This window comes from Elioraea tepida (assembly GCF_019203965.1).
Lineage (GTDB): Bacteria > Pseudomonadota > Alphaproteobacteria > Acetobacterales > Acetobacteraceae > Elioraea_A > Elioraea_A tepida.
Map to the genome: position 1 here is coordinate 3,271,282 of NZ_CP076448.1, position 17,567 is coordinate 3,288,848.

Below are 17,567 nucleotides of genomic sequence, written 5' to 3' on the forward strand. Positions count from 1 at the left end.
ACTCCCCCCATGCACGGCTTCGTCCATCTCCGCGTCCACTCCTCCTACTCGCTCTCGGAAGGGGCGATGAAGGTCGAGACGATCGCCACACTTGCGCGCGAGGCGGCGATGCCCGCGGTGGCGCTCACCGACACGGCCAACCTGTTCGGCGCGCTCGAGTTCTCCGAGGCCTGTGCGAAGCGCGGCGTGCAGCCGATCCTCGGGCTCGCGCTGCCGCTTCTGCTGCCCGGCCGCCCCTCCCGCCCAGGCCTGCCGCCCGAGCGGCCAGAGCGTATCGGCCTGCTCGCCGCGAACCAGGCGGGATTTGCCAATCTGATGCGCCTCTCCTCGCGCGCCTTCCTCGACCCGCCTGCGGGAGCGGAGCCCTTCGTTCCGGTCGAGACCCTGCTCGCACACGCGGAGGGGCTGTTCCTGCTCACGGGCGGCGGGGAGGGGCCGCTCGGCCGGCTGCTGGCGGAGGGGCAGGAGGAGGCGGCGCGCTCCCTGCTCGAACGCCTTGCGTCCGCTTTCGGCGATCGCACGCTCGTCGAGATCACCCGCCAGGGAACCGAGCGGGAGGCGGCGACGGAGGGCGGCTTCGTCGCGCTCGCGGAACGCCTCGGCCTTCCCCTCGTCGCGACCAACCCGTGCTTCTTCCCCACTCCGTCGATGGTCGAGGCGCATGACGCCCTGCTCTGCATCGCCGAGGGGCGCGTGCTTGCCGACACCGATCGCCGCCGCGCCAACCCGGAGCAGTGGTTCAAGCCGGCCGAGGCGATGCGGGCTCTCTTCGCCGACATGCCAGATGCGGCCGACAACACGCTCGCCGTCGCGCGGCGCTGCGCGGTGATGGCTGAGAAGCGCGTCAAGCCGCTGCTCCCCGTCTCCCGCAAGGTCGGCGAAGGCCGGACGGAGGCCGAGACGGTCGCGGCGATGGCGCGCGAGGGCCTCGCGTCACGGCTTGCCGCGATGCGGGCGGACGAGGCGACGCGCACGGCCTACAGCGAGCGGCTCGAGTACGAACTCGGCGTGATCGAGCGCATGGGCTTCTCGGGCTACTTCTTGATCGTCGCCGACTTCATCCAGTGGGCGAAACGGAACCGGATCGCCGTCGGCCCTGGCCGCGGCTCGGGTGCCGGGTCGGTCGCTGCCTGGGCGCTGTCCATCACCGATCTCGACCCGATCCGCTTCGGGCTCCTGTTCGAGCGCTTCCTCAACCCCGAGCGCGTCTCGATGCCGGATTTCGATATCGACTTCTGCCAGGAGCGTCGCGACGAGGTGATCGCCTATGTGCGCCGCGAGTACGGCGAGGACCGGGTGGCGCAGATCATCACCTTCGGCAAGCTGCAGGCGAGGGCGGTGGTGCGCGATGTCGGCCGTGTGCTCGGCATGCCCTATGGCCAGGTGAACCGGATCGCTGAGCTGATCCCCAACAACCCAGCCAAGCCCGTGACACTCGCCCAGGCGATCGAGGGCGAGCCGGAGCTGAGGCGGATGCGCGACGAGGACGAGACGGTGCGGCGTCTGATCGAGATCGCGCTCCAGCTCGAGGGTCTCTACCGCCACGCCTCGACGCACGCCGCCGGCGTGGTGATCGGCGACCGGCCGCTGATCGAGCTGATCCCGCTCTGTCGCGACGCGAAGTCGGACATGCTGGTGACGCAGTATTCGATGAAGCATGTCGAGCAGGCGGGCCTTGTGAAGTTTGACTTCCTCGGGCTGAAGACGCTGACGGTGCTCGAGCGTGCGGTGGCGCTGCTCAAGACCCTCGGCGTCGAGGTCGATCTCTCCGCCCTGCCGCTCGATGACAGGGCCACCTACGCGATGCTGCAGCGGGGCGACACGGGTGGGGTGTTCCAGTTCGAGAGCCAGGGCATGCGCGATGTGCTTCGCGCGATGCGCCCCGACCGGTTCGAGGACCTGATCGCCGCGGTGGCGCTCTACCGCCCTGGGCCGATGGCGAACATTCCTGCCTATTGCGCGCGCAAGCACGGCGAGCCGTGGGAGGCGCCGCACCCGGCACTCCACCCCATCCTCGCCGAGACCTACGGCATCATGGTCTACCAGGAGCAGGTGATGCAGATCGCCCAGGCGCTCGCGGGCTATTCGCTCGGCGCGGCCGATCTGCTCCGGCGCGCCATGGGCAAGAAGATACGCTCCGAGATGGAGGCGCAGCGGGCGGTCTTCTGCTCAGGCGCTGAGGCGCGCGGCATCGCTCCAGAGAAGGCGGCAGAGATCTTCGACCTGATGGTGCGTTTCGCCGACTACGGCTTCAATAAGAGCCACGCCGCGGCCTACGCCCTCGTCTCCTACCAGACGGCCTGGCTGAAGGCGAACCACCCGGTTGCCTTCCTCGCCGCCTCGATGAGCCTCGACATCGCCAACACAGACAAGCTCGCGCAGCTGAAGCAGGAGGCGGCCGCGCTCGGCATCACGCTTCTGCCGCCCGACATCAACCGTTCCGAGGCCGACTTCACCCTCGAGACGCTGCCCGACGGTCGCCTCGCCATACGCTACGCTCTCGCAGCGGTCAGGAAGGTCGGGCTCGCGGCGATGCAGGCCGTGGTCGAGGAGCGCCGCCGCGGCGGGCCGTTCCGCTCGATCGCCGATTTCGCCTCGCGGATCGATCCGCGCGTTGTCAACCGGATGCAGCTCGAGAACCTCGCCCGCGCCGGCGCCTTCGAGTCGCTTTCGTCGAACCGCGCGCGGCTCTTCGCCGGCGCCGAGGCGATCATCCGCCGCGCTCAGGCCGCCGCCGACGAGCGCGGCTCGAAGCAGATCGCCCTGTTCGGCGCGCTGCCCGAGCCGGAGCCCGAGCTGCGCCTGCCAGAGGTGCCTGATTGGCCGCTCCACGAGCGGCTCGAGCACGAGGCGGAGGCGATCGGCTTCCACCTCACGGCCCACCCACTCGATGCCTACGCGAAGGCGCTCGCCCGTCTCGGGGTGGTGCGGATCGCCGATCTCCCCGCCCGTGTCGCGACCGGCGCCGGCAGGCTCAGGATCGCCGGCGTCGTGGTCGCCACCAAGGAGCGTGACACGAGGTCAGGCAGCCGAATGTGCTGGCTCCGGCTTTCCGACCCGTCGGGCAGCACGGAGGTGACGCTGTTCTCAGAGGTGCTCGGCCGCGCCCGCCCGCTGCTCGCCGCCGGCACGCCGCTCTTCGTCACGGCCGATGCGCGTCTCGACGGCGAGGCGCTGAGGCTCACCGTGGTCGAGCTCGAGCCGCTCGAACAGGCGGCGGCGCGGTCGGGCAGCGGCATGCGGGTTCGGCTCGCGGCGGATGCCGCGCTCGAGCCGATCCGAGCCGTGCTCGCCGAACTTCCGCGCGGGCGGGGAAGGGTGATGCTTGTCGCACCGGCGGGGGATCGCGAGGTGGAGCTCGCGCTCCCCGGTTCCCACGCCATCACCCCGCAGGCGATCGCGGCGCTCGGGGCGCTGCCGGGCGTGCTTGCGGTCGAGGAGGTGTAGGCGGGCGAAGGGCGGGAGCGTGGCGCTTGCGTTCGCGGGCGGCCTCGGGCATACCGCGCGCCAAGCTCGCCGGGATGTTCCTGGCGGGCCAATCCACACGCGGGGCGCCTTTCCCGCCTCCTGCCCCCTTGGGCGAGAGGCGGGGTCCGGTCGGCCGAGCGGCCGCACGGCCCCGCGGAGGCGAAACCGGACGATCGGAAAAGGTCACACCATGGCCCTGCCACAGTTCACCCTGCGCCAGCTTCTCGAGGCGGGCGTGCATTTCGGCCACCACACGCGGCGGTGGAACCCGAAGATGGCCCCCTATCTCTACGGGGTCCGAAACCAGGTCCACATCATCGATCTGCAGCAGACGGTGCCGCTGCTTGCCCGCGCGATGCAGGCGGTGCGCGACGTCGTCGCCGGCGGCGGCCGCGTGCTCTTCGTCGGCACGAAGAAGGCGGCGGCCGAACACGTCGCGGAAGCGGCCAAGCGCTGCGGCCAGTACTACGTCAACCACCGCTGGCTGGGCGGCATGCTGACCAACTGGAAGACCATCCAGAACAGCATCAAGCGGCTGCGGGCGATCGAGGAGCAGCTCGCGCAGGACGTCACCGGGCTGACGAAGAAGGAGGTCCTGGTGCTCACCCGCGAGCGCGACAAGCTCGAGCGCGCTTTGGGCGGCATCAAGGAGATGGGCGGGCTGCCCGACATCCTGTTCATCATCGACACGAACAAGGAGAAGATCGCGGTCGACGAGGCGCGGAAGCTGAACATCCCTGTCGTCGCTGTGGTTGACAGCAACTCCGACCCGGACGGTGTGACCTACCCGATCCCGGGCAATGACGACGCGATCCGCGCCATCACGCTCTACTGCAACCTGATCGCCGGCGCGGTGCTCGACGGCATCTCGGCCGAGATGGCGGCGTCCGGCGTGGATCTCGGGGCGCAGGAGGAGGTGCCGTTAGAGGAGCTTCCCGAGGCGGAGGCCCTGCCGGAGGCGGAGCCGGCCGAGCCGCGCGCCTGAGCGCCGAACCGCACAGAGGACGGAACTTCCAGGGACGAACGACAGATGGCCGAGATCACGGCGGCGCTGGTCAAGGAGCTTCGCGAGAAGACCGGCGCGGGGATGATGGACTGCAAAAGGGCGCTGGCTGAGACCGGGGGCGATCTCGAGGCGGCGGTCGACTGGCTGCGCAAGAAGGGGCTGTCCGCCGCGGCGAAGAAGGCCGGGCGAGTGGCCGCCGAGGGGCTCGTCGGAGTCTATTCCGAGGGGGGGCGCGGCGCCATCGTCGAGGTCAATACCGAGACCGACTTCGTCGCCCGTAACGAGACCTTCCAGGCCTTCGTCGAGGCGTGCGCGAAACTCGCCCTCGAGGCCGAGGGCGATGTCGAGCGGCTCAAGGCGATGCCCTTCCCGGGCAGCGGCCGCACGGTCGGCGAGGAGCTGACGCATCTGATCGCGACGATCGGCGAGAACATGATGATCCGACGCTGCGCCACGCTCTCGGTCGAGCGGGGGGTCGTCGCGAGCTATGTGCATTCGGCGCTAAAGCCGGGCCTTGGCCGGATCGGCGTGCTCGTCGCGCTGGAGGGGGACCCGACGGAGACCATCCTCGCGCTCGGGCGCCAGGTCGGCATGCATGTCGCCGCCGCGCGGCCCGAGGCGCTCGACATCGCCTCGGTCGACCCGGCGGCGCTGGCGCGGGAGAAGGCGGTGCTCGCGGAGCAGGCGCGCGCCTCCGGCAAGCCCGAGGAAATCATCGCCAAGATGGTTGAGGGGCGGCTGCGCAAGTTCTACGAGGAGGTCGTGCTTCTCGAGCAGGTCTGGGTGCATGACGGGGATAGCCGGGTGAAGGCGGTGGTGCAGAAGGCGGGCGCGAAGCTCGCCGGCTTCATCCGCTACCAGCTCGGCGAGGGCATCGAGAAACAGGCCTCCGACTTCGCCGCCGAGGTGGCAGCGGCGGCGCGCTGACGATGTCCGACACGGCCGGCAGCCAAGGCGTGGCGGAGGGGCAGGCGCCCCAGAAACCCGCCTACCGGCGCGTGCTTCTGAAGGTGTCGGGCGAGGCGCTGATGGGGGCGGCCGAATACGGCATCTCGACCGAGGTGGTCGGGCGTATTGCCGCCGACATCGCAGCCGTCGTGGCGATGGGCGTGGAGGTCTGCCTCGTCATCGGCGGGGGCAACATCTTCCGCGGCGTCTCCGGCGCCGCCGCCGGGATGGAGCGCGCCTCGGCCGACTACATGGGCATGCTCGCCACCGTGATGAACGCGCTTGCGATGCAGAACGCGCTGGAGAAGCGCGGGGTGCAGACGCGCGTGCAGTCCGCCATCCCGATGGCCTCGATCTGCGAGCCCTACATACGCCGCCGGGCGATGCGGCACATGGAGAAGGGGCGAGTGGTGATCTTCGCCGCCGGCACCGGCAATCCCTTTTTCACCACCGACACCGCCGCGGCGCTACGCGCCGTCGAGATGGGCTGCGACGCGCTGCTCAAGGGCACCCAGGTCGACGGCGTCTATTCCGCCGATCCGCGCAAGGTGCCGGACGCAATGCGCTACGAGCGGCTGAGCTATCTCGACGTGCTCGCACGCGATCTCGCCGTGATGGATGCCTCGGCGATCAGCCTCGCGCGCGAGAACGGGCTGCCGATCGTCGTGTTCTCAATCCACGCGCCCGGTGCCTTCGCCGAGGTGATGGCCGGCCGCGGCCGCTTCACCGTGGTGGCCGACGACTGAACGGATCCTTCCGCATGCTACCGCGTGCCGGAGGCGCCGCACCGGCATGCGCGACGAGGAGACTGACCGATGGCAAAGCCTCCGCCCACACTCGACGACATCCTCTCCGACCTCCGTCGCCGCATGGAGGGAGCGCTCGAGACGCTGAAGAAGGAGTTCGCCGGCCTGCGCACCGGCAGGGCGAGCCCGGCCCTTCTCGAGCCGGTGAAGGTCGAGGTGTACGGCACGGAGATGCCGATTACCCAGCTCGGCACGATCAGCGTGCCGGAACCGCGCATGCTGACGGTCCAGGTCTGGGACCGGGGCGCCGTCGCCGCCGTCGAGAAGGCAATCCGCGAGGCGGGGCTCGGCCTTAACCCCGCCTCCGACGGCCAGCTCGTGCGCGTGCCGCTGCCTCCCCTGACTACCGAGCGTCGCAACGAGCTTGCCAAGCTCGCCGGCCGGTATGCCGAGGCCGCGCGCGTCGCCGTCCGCGGGGTACGCCGCGACGGCATGGAGACCCTGAAGAAGCTCGAGAAGGATGGGCTGATTGGTCAGGACCTTCACCGCGACTGGTCGGATGCCGTGCAGAAGCTGACCGACAGCTTCATCAAGCGGGTCGACGAGGCGCTCGCGGCGAAGGAGGCGGACATCCGGCAGCCCTGATCGGAACCGGGCCGGAACGGGCGCGCGCACGATGCAGAAGCCGCTCGAGAGCCTGCCGGAGCCGGCGGGGGTCGGGGCCACGCCCGTGCCGCGCCACGTCGCGATCATCATGGACGGGAACCGACGCTGGGCGGCGCGGCAGGGGCGCCCCGTCCTGTTCGGCCACCGCGCCGGCGCCGAAGCCGCGCGGCGGGCCGTGGACGCGGCGATCGACTTCGGCGTGCGCTGGCTTACCCTCTACGCCTTCTCGTCGGAGAACTGGCGTCGGCCGCAGGACGAGGTCGCCGGCCTGATGCGGCTGCTGCACCAGGGTCTCGAGCGGCACATGGACGAACTGATCGCCCGTGGCGTCCGGCTGCGCGTGATCGGCGACCGCGACCGGCTCGACGACACAACCCGCGCCCGGATCGAGGAGGCCGAGGCGAGATCGATCCGGAACGAGCGGATCGATGTCGTGATGGCGCTCTCCTACGGCGGGCGCGACGAGATCGCCCGCGCCGCCCGCAAACTCGCCGAGGCGGCCCAGGCCGGCCGGCTCGACCCGGCGATGATCGACGAGCGCGCCTTCGCCCGCGCCCTCTCGACGGCAGGCATGCCCGACCCTGACGTGATCGTGCGCACCTCCGGCGAGCAGCGGCTGTCGAACTTCCTGCTCTGGCAGGGAGCCTATGCCGAGCTCGTGTTCCTCGACGTGCTCTGGCCGGATTTCGACGCCTCGTGGTTCGCACGCGTGCTCGAGGCCTATGCGGGGCGGGAGCGTCGCTATGGCGCACGCCTCGGCTGAGCCCTCGGGGGGACAACAACACGAGCGCGGCCGCTGGGCCGACCTCCGGAAACGGGTGCTGTCCGCAGCGGTGCTCGGGCCGCTCGCCCTGCTTGCGATCTGGCTCGGTGCGGCGTGGTACACGCTGATGATCGCGACCGGTACGGCGATCCTCGCCTGGGAGTGGGTTCACCTCTGCGGCCTTCGCCTGCGCGCCTGGCCCGGGCCCGCGGTTCCGCTTGCCTTGTTCGCTGCCGGTCTCGCGGCCGTTGCCGGCGGGTACCTGCTCGCGCTGATGCTGCTGCCCGCGGGTGCCGCGCTCGCGGCCTGGGCAGCCGGGGCCGATCCGCGCCGCGCGCCTGGTGCGCCGACCCTGCGTCTCGGCGCGGGCGTCGTTTATATCGGCCTCGCCGGGATCGGGCTGATCTGGCTGCGCGGCGACACCGAGTTCGGGCGCGCGGCGGTTCTCTTCGTGGTGCTGATCGTCTGGGCCGCCGATATCGGCGCCTATCTGCTCGGCCGCCTGGTTGGCGGGCCGAGGCTCGCCCCTGCGATCAGCCCGAACAAGACATGGTCGGGAGCATTCGGCGGGCTCGCCGCCGCCGTCGGCGCCGGGATCGGCGTAGCGGCGGCCTTCGACCCGGAGGCGCGGCAACTCCAGGTGGCCGCGCTGGCCGCCCTGCTCGGCCTCGCCTCGATCGCGGGAGACCTCCTCGAAAGCGCGATCAAGCGGCACTTCCACGTCAAGGACAGTTCGGCTCTCATTCCAGGGCACGGCGGGCTGCTCGACCGGGTGGACGGGCTGCTCGCTGCCGTGCCGGCGGCGTGCGCGGTCGCGCTCGCCCAAGGGATGACGTCGGGAGGAGAGCGGTTCCTGTGGACATGATCGGAGCGGGCCCCCCGGACCTTGCCGCGGAAACACCTCGGCGGGTGACGGTGCTCGGCGCCACCGGCTCGATCGGGCGCGCGACCCTCGACCTGATCGCTGCCGCTCCGGAGGGCAGTTTCGACGTCCAGGCCCTGGTTGCGAACGGCAACGCGGCGGCGCTCGCCGAAGCTGCGCGTCGGGTGCGCGCCAAGCGCGCCGTGGTGGCGGACGAACGGGCCCTGCCCGAGCTCCGCGACGCGCTTGCCGGCACGGGGATCGACACGGCGGCCGGTGCAGACGCCGTCGTCGAGGCGGCCACCATGCCGGCTGACTGGACGATGGCCGGGATCGTTGGTGCCGCCGGGCTTGCCCCAACGCTGGCCGCTGTGGCGCAGGGCGGGATCGTCGCGATCGCGAACAAGGAGTGTCTCGTCTGCGCTGGTGCAGCGCTGATGGCGCGCGCTCGCGCCGCCGGCACCACGCTCCTGCCCGTCGACTCGGAGCACAATGCCATCTTCCAGGCGATCGCCTGCGGAGGGGCGAGTGGCATCGAAAGCATCGTGCTCACCGCCTCGGGCGGGCCCTTCTGGGGCTGGAGCCTCGAGGCGATGCGGGTCGCAAGCCCGGCCCAGGCGGTGGCCCACCCGGTCTGGCGCATGGGCGCGAAGATCTCGATCGATTCGGCGACGATGATGAACAAGGGCCTTGAGATCATCGAGGCGGCGCATCTCTTCGGTCTGCCTGACGACCGGATCGACGTTCTCGTCCATCGCCAGGCCCTGGTACACGGCCTCGTCTACTACGGTGACCGTTCGGTGGTTGCGACCCTCGCCCCGCCCGACATGCACACGCCGATCGCGCATACCCTCGCCTGGCCGCGCCGCATGGCGCTCCCCCTGCCGCGGCTCGACCTCGCCGCCGCCGGGGCGCTCACCTTCGAGCGGCCGGATGTGGAGCGGTTTCCCGCCCTCAGGCTCGCGCGCGCAGCGCTCCGGGCGGGGGGCACCGCTCCTGCGGTGTTGAACGCCGCCAACGAGGTGGCGGTGCGGCTTTTCCTTGACGGGCGGATCGGCTTTCTGTCCATCGCCGCCCTGATCGAGGCCGTGCTCGACCGCGTGGCCACGACGTCGGCAGAGGACCTCGACGCCGTGCTCGCTGCCGACGCCGAGGCACGCCGTGTGGCCGAGGAGGAGACGCGAAGCTTCGCCTGAGCGGCGCAGCGGGGCGGGGTGTGTGACGGGGCGGTGGGAGCGGGCCGAGCGCGGCGACCCCGCTCGTGTGATATAGGGGAGGCTTCCCGGCCCGGTCGCGGCGCGGCCGCGGGGTGGCGCGGTCCGGCAAGGAGGATCGGGTGGAGTTTCTGTCAGGCCTGTTCGATGGCGTGCTCGGAACGGTCGTGCCGTTCCTCGTCGTCCTCGGCGTTCTGATCTTCGTCCATGAGCTTGGCCACTATCTCGCGGCGCGCTCGGTCGGCGTGCATGTCGAGGTGTTCTCGATCGGCTTCGGGCGCGCGATTCTCGGCTGGACCGGACGCGACGGCACTTATTGGAAGATCGGCTGGATCCCGCTCGGCGGCTTCGTCAAGCTGCACGGCCAGGAAAGCCCCGAGGATCGTGCCGAGGCCGAGGCGGAGGCAAGGGCGAAGGGCCTGCCGCCGCCCGCCTGGCGTGAGGGACGCACCTTCGCCGAGAAGAGTGTGGGCAAGCGCGCCTGGGTGGTTGCGGCGGGGCCGCTTGCGAATTTCCTCCTCGCCGCCGTCCTTCTCGCCGGCCTCTATGCGACGGCCGGCAGGCCCAACACCGCCCCGGTGGTGACGGCCGTACAGGAGGCTTCTGCAGCGGCTCGTGCCGGGCTGGAGCCCGGTGACCGGATCGTCGCGATCGACGGCCGGTCGATCCGGCGCTTCGAGGAGGTGCAGATGACGGTCCGGCTCCGGCCGGGCCAGACGCTCACGCTCGAGGTGGACCGTGGCGGCGCCCGCCTCGTCCTCCCCGCCACGCCGGACCGCCGCGAGCTGACAGACCGGTTCGGGAACGTCCAGGTGATCGGCCTTCTCGGTGTCTCCGGGGGCGTGCCCGAATATGCACGGCTCGACCCCGCCACCGCACTTGCCGCCGGCTTCGGGGAGACCGTGCGGCTGACGGAGCAGACGCTCGTCGCGCTGTGGCAGATGATCACCGGCCGGCGGGGGACTGACGAGATCGGCGGGCCGCTGCGAATCGCCCGGCTCTCGGGCGAGGTCGCCGAAGGCGGGGTCGCGCCTCTCATCGGGCTGATGGCGCTTCTGTCGATCAACCTCGCCCTGATCAATCTCCTGCCCATCCCCGTGCTTGATGGCGGGCACCTGATGTTCTACGCGGCCGAGGCGATCCGGGGGCGCCCCTTGCCCCCGCGGGCGCAGGAGTACGGGTTCCGCGCCGGGCTTGCGCTGATCCTCGCCCTGTTCGTGCTCGCGACCTGGAACGACCTCGCGCAGCTTCGGGTGATCGACTGGGTGGCTGGACTGGTCGGGTGACACCTCCTTGCCGCGACTCTATTCTCCGCCGCCGCGGCGGCGTCCTTCCGGCGCCGCTCCTGCCACAGACACGCGCCAGGATCGACCTTTCGGGATGATGCGCCTCAGCCTCGCTCTTGCGCTCGTCGCCGCGCTGCTCTGTTCCGCTGCCGCGGCCGTGCGCGCGCAGCCGCAGCCAGCGCAAGGCGCCTTCGCCCTGCCCGCGCCGGGCGGCATCGTGCGTGAGGTGCGCGTCGAAGGAACGCAGCGGATCGAGCCGGCGACGGTCCAGTCCTACATGGTGATCCAGCCGGGCGATCGGTTCGACACCGAGAACATGGACCGCTCGATCAAGACCCTCTTCGCGACCGGCCTGTTCGCGGATGTGTGGCTGCGCCGCGAAGGCGATGCGCTGATCGTGACGGTGCGCGAGAACCCGATCGTCAACCGCGTGGCGTTCGAGGGCAACCGGGCGATCGGCGACGAGGTTCTGCGCGGCGAGATCCAGACCCGCCCGCGCTCCGTCTTCACGCGCACGCAGGCGCTCGCCGATCGCCAGCGCCTGCTCGACGTCTATGCACGCCGTGGCCGCTACGCCGCGTCGATCGAGCCCAAGGTCATCGAGCTCGACCAGAACCGGGTTGATGTCGTGTTCGAGATCGTCGAGGGGCCGAGCACGCTGATCCGCCGGATCAGCTTCGTCGGCAACAAGGCGTTCAGCGCCTCCGACCTCAAGGACGCGATCGCGAGCCGCGAGAGCGCCTGGTACCGGATCCTCTCCACGGCTGACCAGTACGACCCCGAACGCCTCGCCTTCGACCGCGAGCTTTTGCGCCGCTTCTACCTCAAGAACGGCTATGTCGATGCCGAGATCACCGGCGCGGTGGCCGAGCTCTCGCCTGACCGGACGAGCTTCTTCATCACCTTCACGATCGTCGAGGGCGAGCGCTATCGCGTCGGCTCGGTCGAGATCGACAGCCGGGTGCGCAACCTCGAGCCTGAGTCGCTACGGAGCGCCATCACCCTCCGCGGCGGCGACTGGTACGGCTCGGAGGCGGTCGAGGAGAGCGTGCGGGCGCTCGAGCTCGCGGTCCAGAACGCGGGCTACGCCTTCGTCGAGATCAGGCCGCGCTTCCAGCGCAATCGGGAGCAGCGCACGGTCGACGTCACCTTCGAGGTCGTCGAAGGGCCGCGCGTGTTCGTCGAGCGGATCGACATTGTCGGCAACCAGCGGACGATGGACAAGGTGATCCGACGCGAGTTCCGGATCGCCGAAGGCGACGCCTACAACGCCGCCCGTGTGCGCCGGTCACGCCAGCGGCTGATCGACCTCAACTACTTCTCCAAGGTCGAGGTGACCACGACGGAGGGAAGCGCGCCGGATCGCGCGATCATCACGGCGGAGGTCGAGGAGAAGGCCACCGGCGAGCTTACCCTCGGCGGCGGCTACGGCACCGACATCGGCTTCCTCGGCACGGTGGGCTTGCGCGAGCGCAATCTGGCCGGAACCGGCCTCGAGGCGCGGGCCGAAGTCACGCTCGGCCAGTTGCGCAGCGCCCTCGACCTCTCTTTGACCGACCCCTACTTCCTCGACCGTAACCTCGTCGCCGGCATCGACCTTTTTTACATCACGCGCGACAACCAGGAGATCGCCGGGTTCGACGAGCAGCGTCGTGGCGGCGCGGTGCGAATCGGTTACGCCATCAACGAGCACCTGCGGCAGTCCTGGTCCTACTCCTACATCGAGCGCGAGATCACCAACGTCAGCCCCTTGGCCTCGATCTACATCCGCGATCAGGCGGGGCGGAGCACCGTCTCGATGGTCTCGCAGATCCTCACCTACGACCGGCGTGACAGCCGGATCGACCCGACGGAGGGCTATGTCGTTCGCTTCTCGACCGAGGTCTCGGGCCTCGGCGGCAATGTCGGCTTCTTCCGCCCGCGTCTTGAAGGCATCTACTACCAGCCGCTCGCCTTCATCACAGGCAACCGACAATGGATCCTCTCGATTCGCGGGAGTGTCGGGTTTTTGTTCCAGTACGGCGAGGTGGAGCGGATCATCGACAACTTCTTCCTCGGCGGTGAGAACCTGCGCGGCTTCGAGATCGGCGGTGCGGGCCCGCGTGATCGCACAACGGGTGACGCGCTCGGGGGCAGGCGGATCTGGACCCAGAGCACGGAAATCAGATACCCGTTTCCCTTCGTTCCCGACGAGCTCGGCATCCACGGCCGGGCCTTCGTCGATATCGGCAATCTCGAGGACTCGGGGCTCACCGGCCCAGGCGTCGTCAACAGCGGCCCGCCGCGTCTCGGCGCGGGCTTTGGCGTCACCTGGCGGTCGCCCTTCGGGATCGTGAACGTCGACTTGACCCCGTTCGTGGTCAAGGAACCCTACGACAAGACGCAGATCTTCCGTTTCGGCTTCGGCACGAGGTTCTGATGAGAGGCCTTTCCATCCTTGCTGCATACGCCTCGCTTGCGGCCGCTCTCGCCCTGCCGGTGCCGCTTCTGCCCTCAGGCGCGCTCGCGCAGCAGGGCGGCCAGCAGCAATGGTTCGTGCCGGGCCAGCAGCCGCAGCAGCAGCGCCCGGCCCAGCAGCAGCGCCCCGCGGCGCAGCAGCCGCAGCAGCGCCCAGCTGCGCCGGCCCAGGGGCAGGTGGCGGGGCCGCAGGACCCGGGCGCGCCGCGCCTGCCGCCCATCCAGCGAAGCGAGCCGCCGCCGCCGGCGATCATCGGCGTGGTCGGCCTTCCGGAGGTGTTCGAGGCCTCCGTCGCTGCTCGGGGCGTGCGCCAGACGGTGCAGGAGAGGCTGGCGAGGTTGAACGAGGAGGCGCAGCGGGAGCAGGCGGCGTGGCGCGAAGCCCAGACCCAGCTCGCCAACCAGCGCACCAGCCTCACCCCTGAGCAGCTGCGCGAGCGCGAGCGCGAACTGCAGGAGCGCATCACCAACGGCCAGAGGATGCTGCGCGAGCGGAACGCGCAGATCCAGCAATCGGGCCAGCGCGCCCTTGCCGAGGTCGAGCGAGTCGCCCTCTATGTGATCGGGCAGGTCGCCGAGGCGCGCGGCCTCAACCTCGTGCTAAACCGGGGCGCCGTGGTGCTTGCGATCGACGAGCTCGACATCACCCGCGCTGTGGTCGAGCAGCTGAACCGTGCGCTCCCCTCGGTGCGGGTCGAGGGGGAGGGGGCGCCGACGCCGGCCGCCGCTCCTGCGGCCCAACAGGGGCAGGCCCAGCCGACACAGCGGCCCGCGCAGCAGCCGCAACAACAGCAACAGCCGCAGCGCCGGAACTGACTGCCGCTTCGGTGCCGTAACGCCATGCTGGGTGACCGGCGTTTCTTTTCCGGCCGCGGCCCTTTTCCGCTCGCCGCGGTGGCGCAGGCGGCGGGAGCGTCGCTGCCGCCGGGGGCGGACCCGGAGCGCCTCATCCGCCGCCCCGAACCTCTCGAGTCGGCCGGGCCTGACTGCGTGACCTTCCTCGAAAGCGCGCGCTATGCCTCCATGCTCGGGCAGAGCAGGGCCGGAGCTTGCCTCATGCGGCCCCAGGATTCCGCCAAAGCGCCCGAGGCCATGGTCGTGCTCGCCTGCGACCAGCCCATGCTCGCCTGGGCGCGGGTGCTGGCGCTGTTCTTCCCGGAAGGTTCTCCGGGGCCGGGCGGTGTCGCGCCAGGGGCAGTGGTGCACGAGGACGCGTTCCTCGCCGCCTCCGTCACCGTGTCGCCTGGGGCGGTGATCGGGCCGCGCGCGATGATCGGCGCGGGCACCGTGATCGGCCCGAACGCGGTGATCGGAGAGGGCGTGGTGATCGGCGAGGCCTGTTCCATCGGCGCCGGTGCCTCCGTCTCCCACGCCATCCTCGGCGACCGGGTCTCGATCGGGCCGGGGGCGCGGATCGGCCAGCCAGGGTTCGGCTTCGTTCCCGGGCCGCGTGGCTTCGTTCCCGTTCCGCAGCTCGGCCGCGTCCTGATCGGCGACGACGTCGACATCGGCGCGAACACGACGATCGACCGCGGCAGCGCCGGAGACACGATCATCGGCGCCGGCACGCGGATCGACAACCTCGTGCAGATCGCCCACAACTGCCGCCTCGGCCGGCTCTGTGCTCTGGCGGGGCAGGTCGGCCTCTCCGGCTCGACCATCCTCGAGGACGGGGTGATGATGGGCGGCCAGGCCGGGTCGGCCGGGCATCTGCGCGTCGGCGCCCGCGCGCGCATCGGCGCCCAGGCAGGGCTGATCGGTGACGTTCCTCCGGGCGCCGACTATCTCGGCAGCCCCGCCATGCCGATCAGGGAGTTGTGGCGTGCCGTCGCGGCGCTGAAGCGCCTCGCTGCACGGCCGGAGCGCCCGGCGGAGCGTGGCGCGCCGGGCACGGACAAGGCATAAGGGCGAAACGACGGTCGGTGCGGGACGGAGCGCGACGGGCGATGGAAGCGAGTGTGACCGGGACGGAGGCGCGGCCGGCCGGGCCGCGGCGCATCGAGGCGCTGGACATCCAGCGGATCATGCAGGCCATTCCCCACCGCTATCCCTTCCTCCTGATCGACCGTGTCGAGGACGTGGTGCCCGATGCCTCGGCGGTCGGCATCAAGAACGTCTCGATCAACGAGCAGTTCTTCCAGGGCCACTTTCCCGTCCATCCGGTGATGCCAGGCGTGCTGATCATCGAGAGCATGGCCCAGACCGCTGCCGTGCTCGTGGTGGAGACGCTCGGGCCTGATGCGGCGGGCAAGGTGGTCTATTTCATGCTCATCGAGAATGCCAAGTTCCGCCGCCCCGTCGTCCCCGGCGACCAGATGCGGATTCACGTCCGCAAGGAGCGCAACCGGGGCAATGTCTGGAAGTTCTCCGCCGAGGCGAAGGTCGATGGCCAGGTCGTTGCGGAGGCGACCTATGCCGCGATGATCATGGACCGTTGAGCATGCCCGAGATCCATCCCTCCGCGATCGTCGACCCTTCTGCGAGGCTCGGGGAGGGAGTGCGAATCGGGCCCTTCTGCATCGTCGGGCCGAACGTGACGCTTGGGGCCGGCACGACGCTCATCAGCCACGTCGTCGTCGAGGGCCACACGGAGCTTGGCGAGGGGGTGACGGTGCATCCCTTCGCGACCATCGGCCTTGCGCCACAGCATCTCGGCTATCGCGGCGAGCCGACCCGCACCGAGATCGGCCCGCGCACGGTGATCCGCGAGCACGTCACCATCCACCGCGGCACGCCGATCGGCACCGGCGTGACCAAGGTGGGGGCCGATTGCCTCCTGATGTGCGTCACCCACATCGCCCATGACTGCGCGATCGGCGACCGGGTGATCTTCGCCAACAACGCCGTGCTCGGCGGCCATGTCACGGTCGGCGACAACGCCGTGATCGGCGGCGCGGCGGCGATCCACCAATGGGTGAGGGTCGGCCGCCAGGCTATGGTCGGCGGCGCCTCCGGCGTGGAGGGGGACGTGATCCCGTTCGGGTCGGTGATCGGCAACCGGGCGCGGCTCGCAGGGCTCAACGTGATCGGGCTCAAGCGCCGCGGCTTCGACCGCGCCCAGATCCACCGCTTGCGCGCGGCGTTCAAGCTCCTGTTCCGGGACGAGCACGGCACGCTTGAGACCCGGCTCGCCGAAGCCCGGCAGCGCTTCGCGGGCGACCCGCTCGTCGAGGAGGTGCTCGCCTTCATGACCGCCGAGAGCCACCGCCCGCTCTGCCGCGCGGTTCCGCCGGACGATCTCGATCTTGGCGCCGAGGAGCCGGTCGAGTCTGCCGCCTGAGCCGCTCATGCCCGGCACGCTCGGCATCATCGCCGGCGGCGGGCCCATGCCCGCGCGTCTTGCCGCCGCCGTCGCCGCGACAGGCCGGCCCGTGTTCGTTCTCGGGCTCGAGGGCCATGTCGATCGCGCCGCGGTCGCCTCCTTCCCGCACCGCGTGGTTCGCCTCGGGGCCGCCGGCGAGGCGCTCGCCGCGTTGCGCGGCGCGGGCGTTGACGAGATCGTCCTGATCGGCCCGGTGAAGCGCCCCTCGCTACTGACGCTGATGCCGGATTCGGAAGGGGCGAAGATCCTCGCACGCATCGGCCGCGCCGCCTTCGCCGGCGACGACGGGCTTCTGGCGGCCGTGATCCGCGTTCTCGAGGAGGAAGGGTTCCGGGTGCGCGGCGTGCAGGAGGTGATGGCCGGCCTCACCGCTCCAGAGGGCGTGCTCGGCCGGGTCTCCCCGACACCGGAAGCGGAGGCTGACATACGCCGCGGTGTGGCGGTCGCGCGGGCGCTCGGCGCGGTCGATGTCGGCCAGGCCGTTGTGGTCCAGCAGGGGATCGTTCTTGCCGTCGAGGCGGCCGAGGGAACGGACGCACTGCTCGCGCGCTCGGCCTCGCTTCGCCGCGCGGGGCCGCCCGGCGTGCTTGTCAAGCTCGCCAAGCCCGGCCAGGAGGCAAGGGCCGATCTGCCCACCATCGGCGTGCGTACCGTCGAGGGAGCGGCGCGGGCAGGGCTTGCGGGGATTGCGATCGAGGCAGGGCTGACGCTCCTGCCCGAGCGCGAGGCGACGATCGCCGCGGCGGACGAGCTCGCCCTGTTCCTGGTCGCGCGGCGGTTCGGGTGAGGCCTCGGCCGAACGTTCCGGGCAAGTGCTGACCCTTGGTTC

General features: G+C 70.6%; 15 protein-coding genes. All 15 read left to right on the plus strand.

Features of this window, described 5'->3' with window-relative positions:
- Positions 1–9: 9 nt before the first annotated feature.
- Positions 10–3,447 carry a DNA polymerase III subunit alpha gene (gene dnaE / locus KO353_RS15720; protein ID WP_218285706.1) on the plus strand — a complete coding sequence of 1,146 codons (3,438 nt, stop codon included), beginning with the start codon at positions 10–12 and terminating at the stop codon, positions 3,445–3,447.
- 211 nt (positions 3,448–3,658) lie between these two features.
- Positions 3,659–4,453: a 30S ribosomal protein S2 gene (gene rpsB, locus KO353_RS15725; protein WP_218285707.1), complete on the plus strand. Its 795-nt coding sequence runs from the start codon at positions 3,659–3,661 to the stop codon at positions 4,451–4,453.
- A 45-nt stretch (positions 4,454–4,498) separates the two neighbouring features.
- A complete protein-coding gene (gene tsf / locus KO353_RS15730; RefSeq protein ID WP_218285708.1) occupies positions 4,499–5,401 on the plus strand; it encodes a translation elongation factor Ts in 903 nt (300 codons plus the stop codon).
- Between the two features lie 2 nt (positions 5,402–5,403).
- Positions 5,404–6,168, plus strand: a complete 765-nt coding sequence (gene pyrH / locus KO353_RS15735; RefSeq protein WP_218285709.1) for a UMP kinase — start codon at positions 5,404–5,406, stop codon at positions 6,166–6,168.
- Between the two features lie 69 nt (positions 6,169–6,237).
- Entirely contained in the window at positions 6,238–6,813 is a 576-nt protein-coding gene (frr, locus tag KO353_RS15740; RefSeq protein WP_218285710.1) for a ribosome recycling factor, read from the plus strand.
- A 31-nt stretch (positions 6,814–6,844) separates the two neighbouring features.
- Positions 6,845–7,597 carry a polyprenyl diphosphate synthase gene (gene uppS, locus KO353_RS15745; RefSeq protein ID WP_218285711.1) on the plus strand — a complete coding sequence of 251 codons (753 nt, stop codon included), beginning with the start codon at positions 6,845–6,847 and terminating at the stop codon, positions 7,595–7,597.
- Entirely contained in the window at positions 7,578–8,462 is an 885-nt protein-coding gene (locus KO353_RS15750) for a phosphatidate cytidylyltransferase (RefSeq protein ID WP_218285712.1), read from the plus strand. Before uppS ends, KO353_RS15750 begins: the two co-directional genes overlap by 20 nt.
- Positions 8,459–9,655, plus strand: coding sequence for a 1-deoxy-D-xylulose-5-phosphate reductoisomerase (gene dxr / locus KO353_RS15755; protein WP_218287436.1), 1,197 nt, complete (start codon positions 8,459–8,461; stop codon positions 9,653–9,655). Before KO353_RS15750 ends, dxr begins: the two co-directional genes overlap by 4 nt.
- A gap of 140 nt (positions 9,656–9,795) precedes the next feature.
- Positions 9,796–10,959 carry an RIP metalloprotease RseP gene (gene rseP / locus KO353_RS15760; protein ID WP_235691926.1) on the plus strand — a complete coding sequence of 388 codons (1,164 nt, stop codon included), beginning with the start codon at positions 9,796–9,798 and terminating at the stop codon, positions 10,957–10,959.
- 94 nt (positions 10,960–11,053) lie between these two features.
- The gene (gene bamA, locus KO353_RS15765) at positions 11,054–13,378 is read left to right on the plus strand and encodes an outer membrane protein assembly factor BamA (protein WP_235691927.1); all 2,325 of its coding nucleotides are present in this window, start codon (positions 11,054–11,056) and stop codon (positions 13,376–13,378) included.
- Positions 13,378–14,232 (plus strand): OmpH family outer membrane protein, encoded by an 855-nt coding sequence (locus KO353_RS15770; protein ID WP_218285713.1) that lies wholly within the window; start codon positions 13,378–13,380, stop codon positions 14,230–14,232. Before bamA ends, KO353_RS15770 begins: the two co-directional genes overlap by 1 nt.
- A gap of 24 nt (positions 14,233–14,256) precedes the next feature.
- Positions 14,257–15,321 carry a UDP-3-O-(3-hydroxymyristoyl)glucosamine N-acyltransferase gene (lpxD, locus tag KO353_RS15775; RefSeq protein WP_218285714.1) on the plus strand — a complete coding sequence of 355 codons (1,065 nt, stop codon included), beginning with the start codon at positions 14,257–14,259 and terminating at the stop codon, positions 15,319–15,321.
- Positions 15,322–15,362: 41 nt separating this feature from the next.
- Positions 15,363–15,854, plus strand: coding sequence for a 3-hydroxyacyl-ACP dehydratase FabZ (fabZ, locus tag KO353_RS15780; protein ID WP_218285715.1), 492 nt, complete (start codon positions 15,363–15,365; stop codon positions 15,852–15,854).
- 2 nt (positions 15,855–15,856) lie between these two features.
- Positions 15,857–16,696: an acyl-ACP--UDP-N-acetylglucosamine O-acyltransferase gene (lpxA, locus tag KO353_RS15785; RefSeq protein ID WP_218287439.1), complete on the plus strand. Its 840-nt coding sequence runs from the start codon at positions 15,857–15,859 to the stop codon at positions 16,694–16,696.
- A gap of 7 nt (positions 16,697–16,703) precedes the next feature.
- Entirely contained in the window at positions 16,704–17,525 is an 822-nt protein-coding gene (locus tag KO353_RS15790) for an LpxI family protein (RefSeq protein WP_218285716.1), read from the plus strand.
- Positions 17,526–17,567 lie beyond the last annotated feature (42 nt).

Coding starts and splice junctions, on each gene's coding strand:
- lpxD (WP_218285714.1), top strand. CDS start 14,257: ATGCTGGGTGACCGGCGTTTCTTTTCCGGCCGCGGCCCTTTTCCGCTC.
- KO353_RS15770 (WP_218285713.1), top strand. CDS start 13,378: ATGAGAGGCCTTTCCATCCTTGCTGCATACGCCTCGCTTGCGGCCGCT.
- frr (WP_218285710.1), top strand. CDS start 6,238: ATGGCAAAGCCTCCGCCCACACTCGACGACATCCTCTCCGACCTCCGT.
- uppS (WP_218285711.1), top strand. CDS start 6,845: ATGCAGAAGCCGCTCGAGAGCCTGCCGGAGCCGGCGGGGGTCGGGGCC.
- bamA (WP_235691927.1), top strand. CDS start 11,054: ATGATGCGCCTCAGCCTCGCTCTTGCGCTCGTCGCCGCGCTGCTCTGT.
- KO353_RS15750 (WP_218285712.1), top strand. CDS start 7,578: ATGGCGCACGCCTCGGCTGAGCCCTCGGGGGGACAACAACACGAGCGC.
- lpxA (WP_218287439.1), top strand. CDS start 15,857: ATGCCCGAGATCCATCCCTCCGCGATCGTCGACCCTTCTGCGAGGCTC.
- fabZ (WP_218285715.1), top strand. CDS start 15,363: ATGGAAGCGAGTGTGACCGGGACGGAGGCGCGGCCGGCCGGGCCGCGG.
- pyrH (WP_218285709.1), top strand. CDS start 5,404: ATGTCCGACACGGCCGGCAGCCAAGGCGTGGCGGAGGGGCAGGCGCCC.
- KO353_RS15790 (WP_218285716.1), top strand. CDS start 16,704: ATGCCCGGCACGCTCGGCATCATCGCCGGCGGCGGGCCCATGCCCGCG.
- tsf (WP_218285708.1), top strand. CDS start 4,499: ATGGCCGAGATCACGGCGGCGCTGGTCAAGGAGCTTCGCGAGAAGACC.
- dxr (WP_218287436.1), top strand. CDS start 8,459: ATGATCGGAGCGGGCCCCCCGGACCTTGCCGCGGAAACACCTCGGCGG.
- rpsB (WP_218285707.1), top strand. CDS start 3,659: ATGGCCCTGCCACAGTTCACCCTGCGCCAGCTTCTCGAGGCGGGCGTG.
- dnaE (WP_218285706.1), top strand. CDS start 10: ATGCACGGCTTCGTCCATCTCCGCGTCCACTCCTCCTACTCGCTCTCG.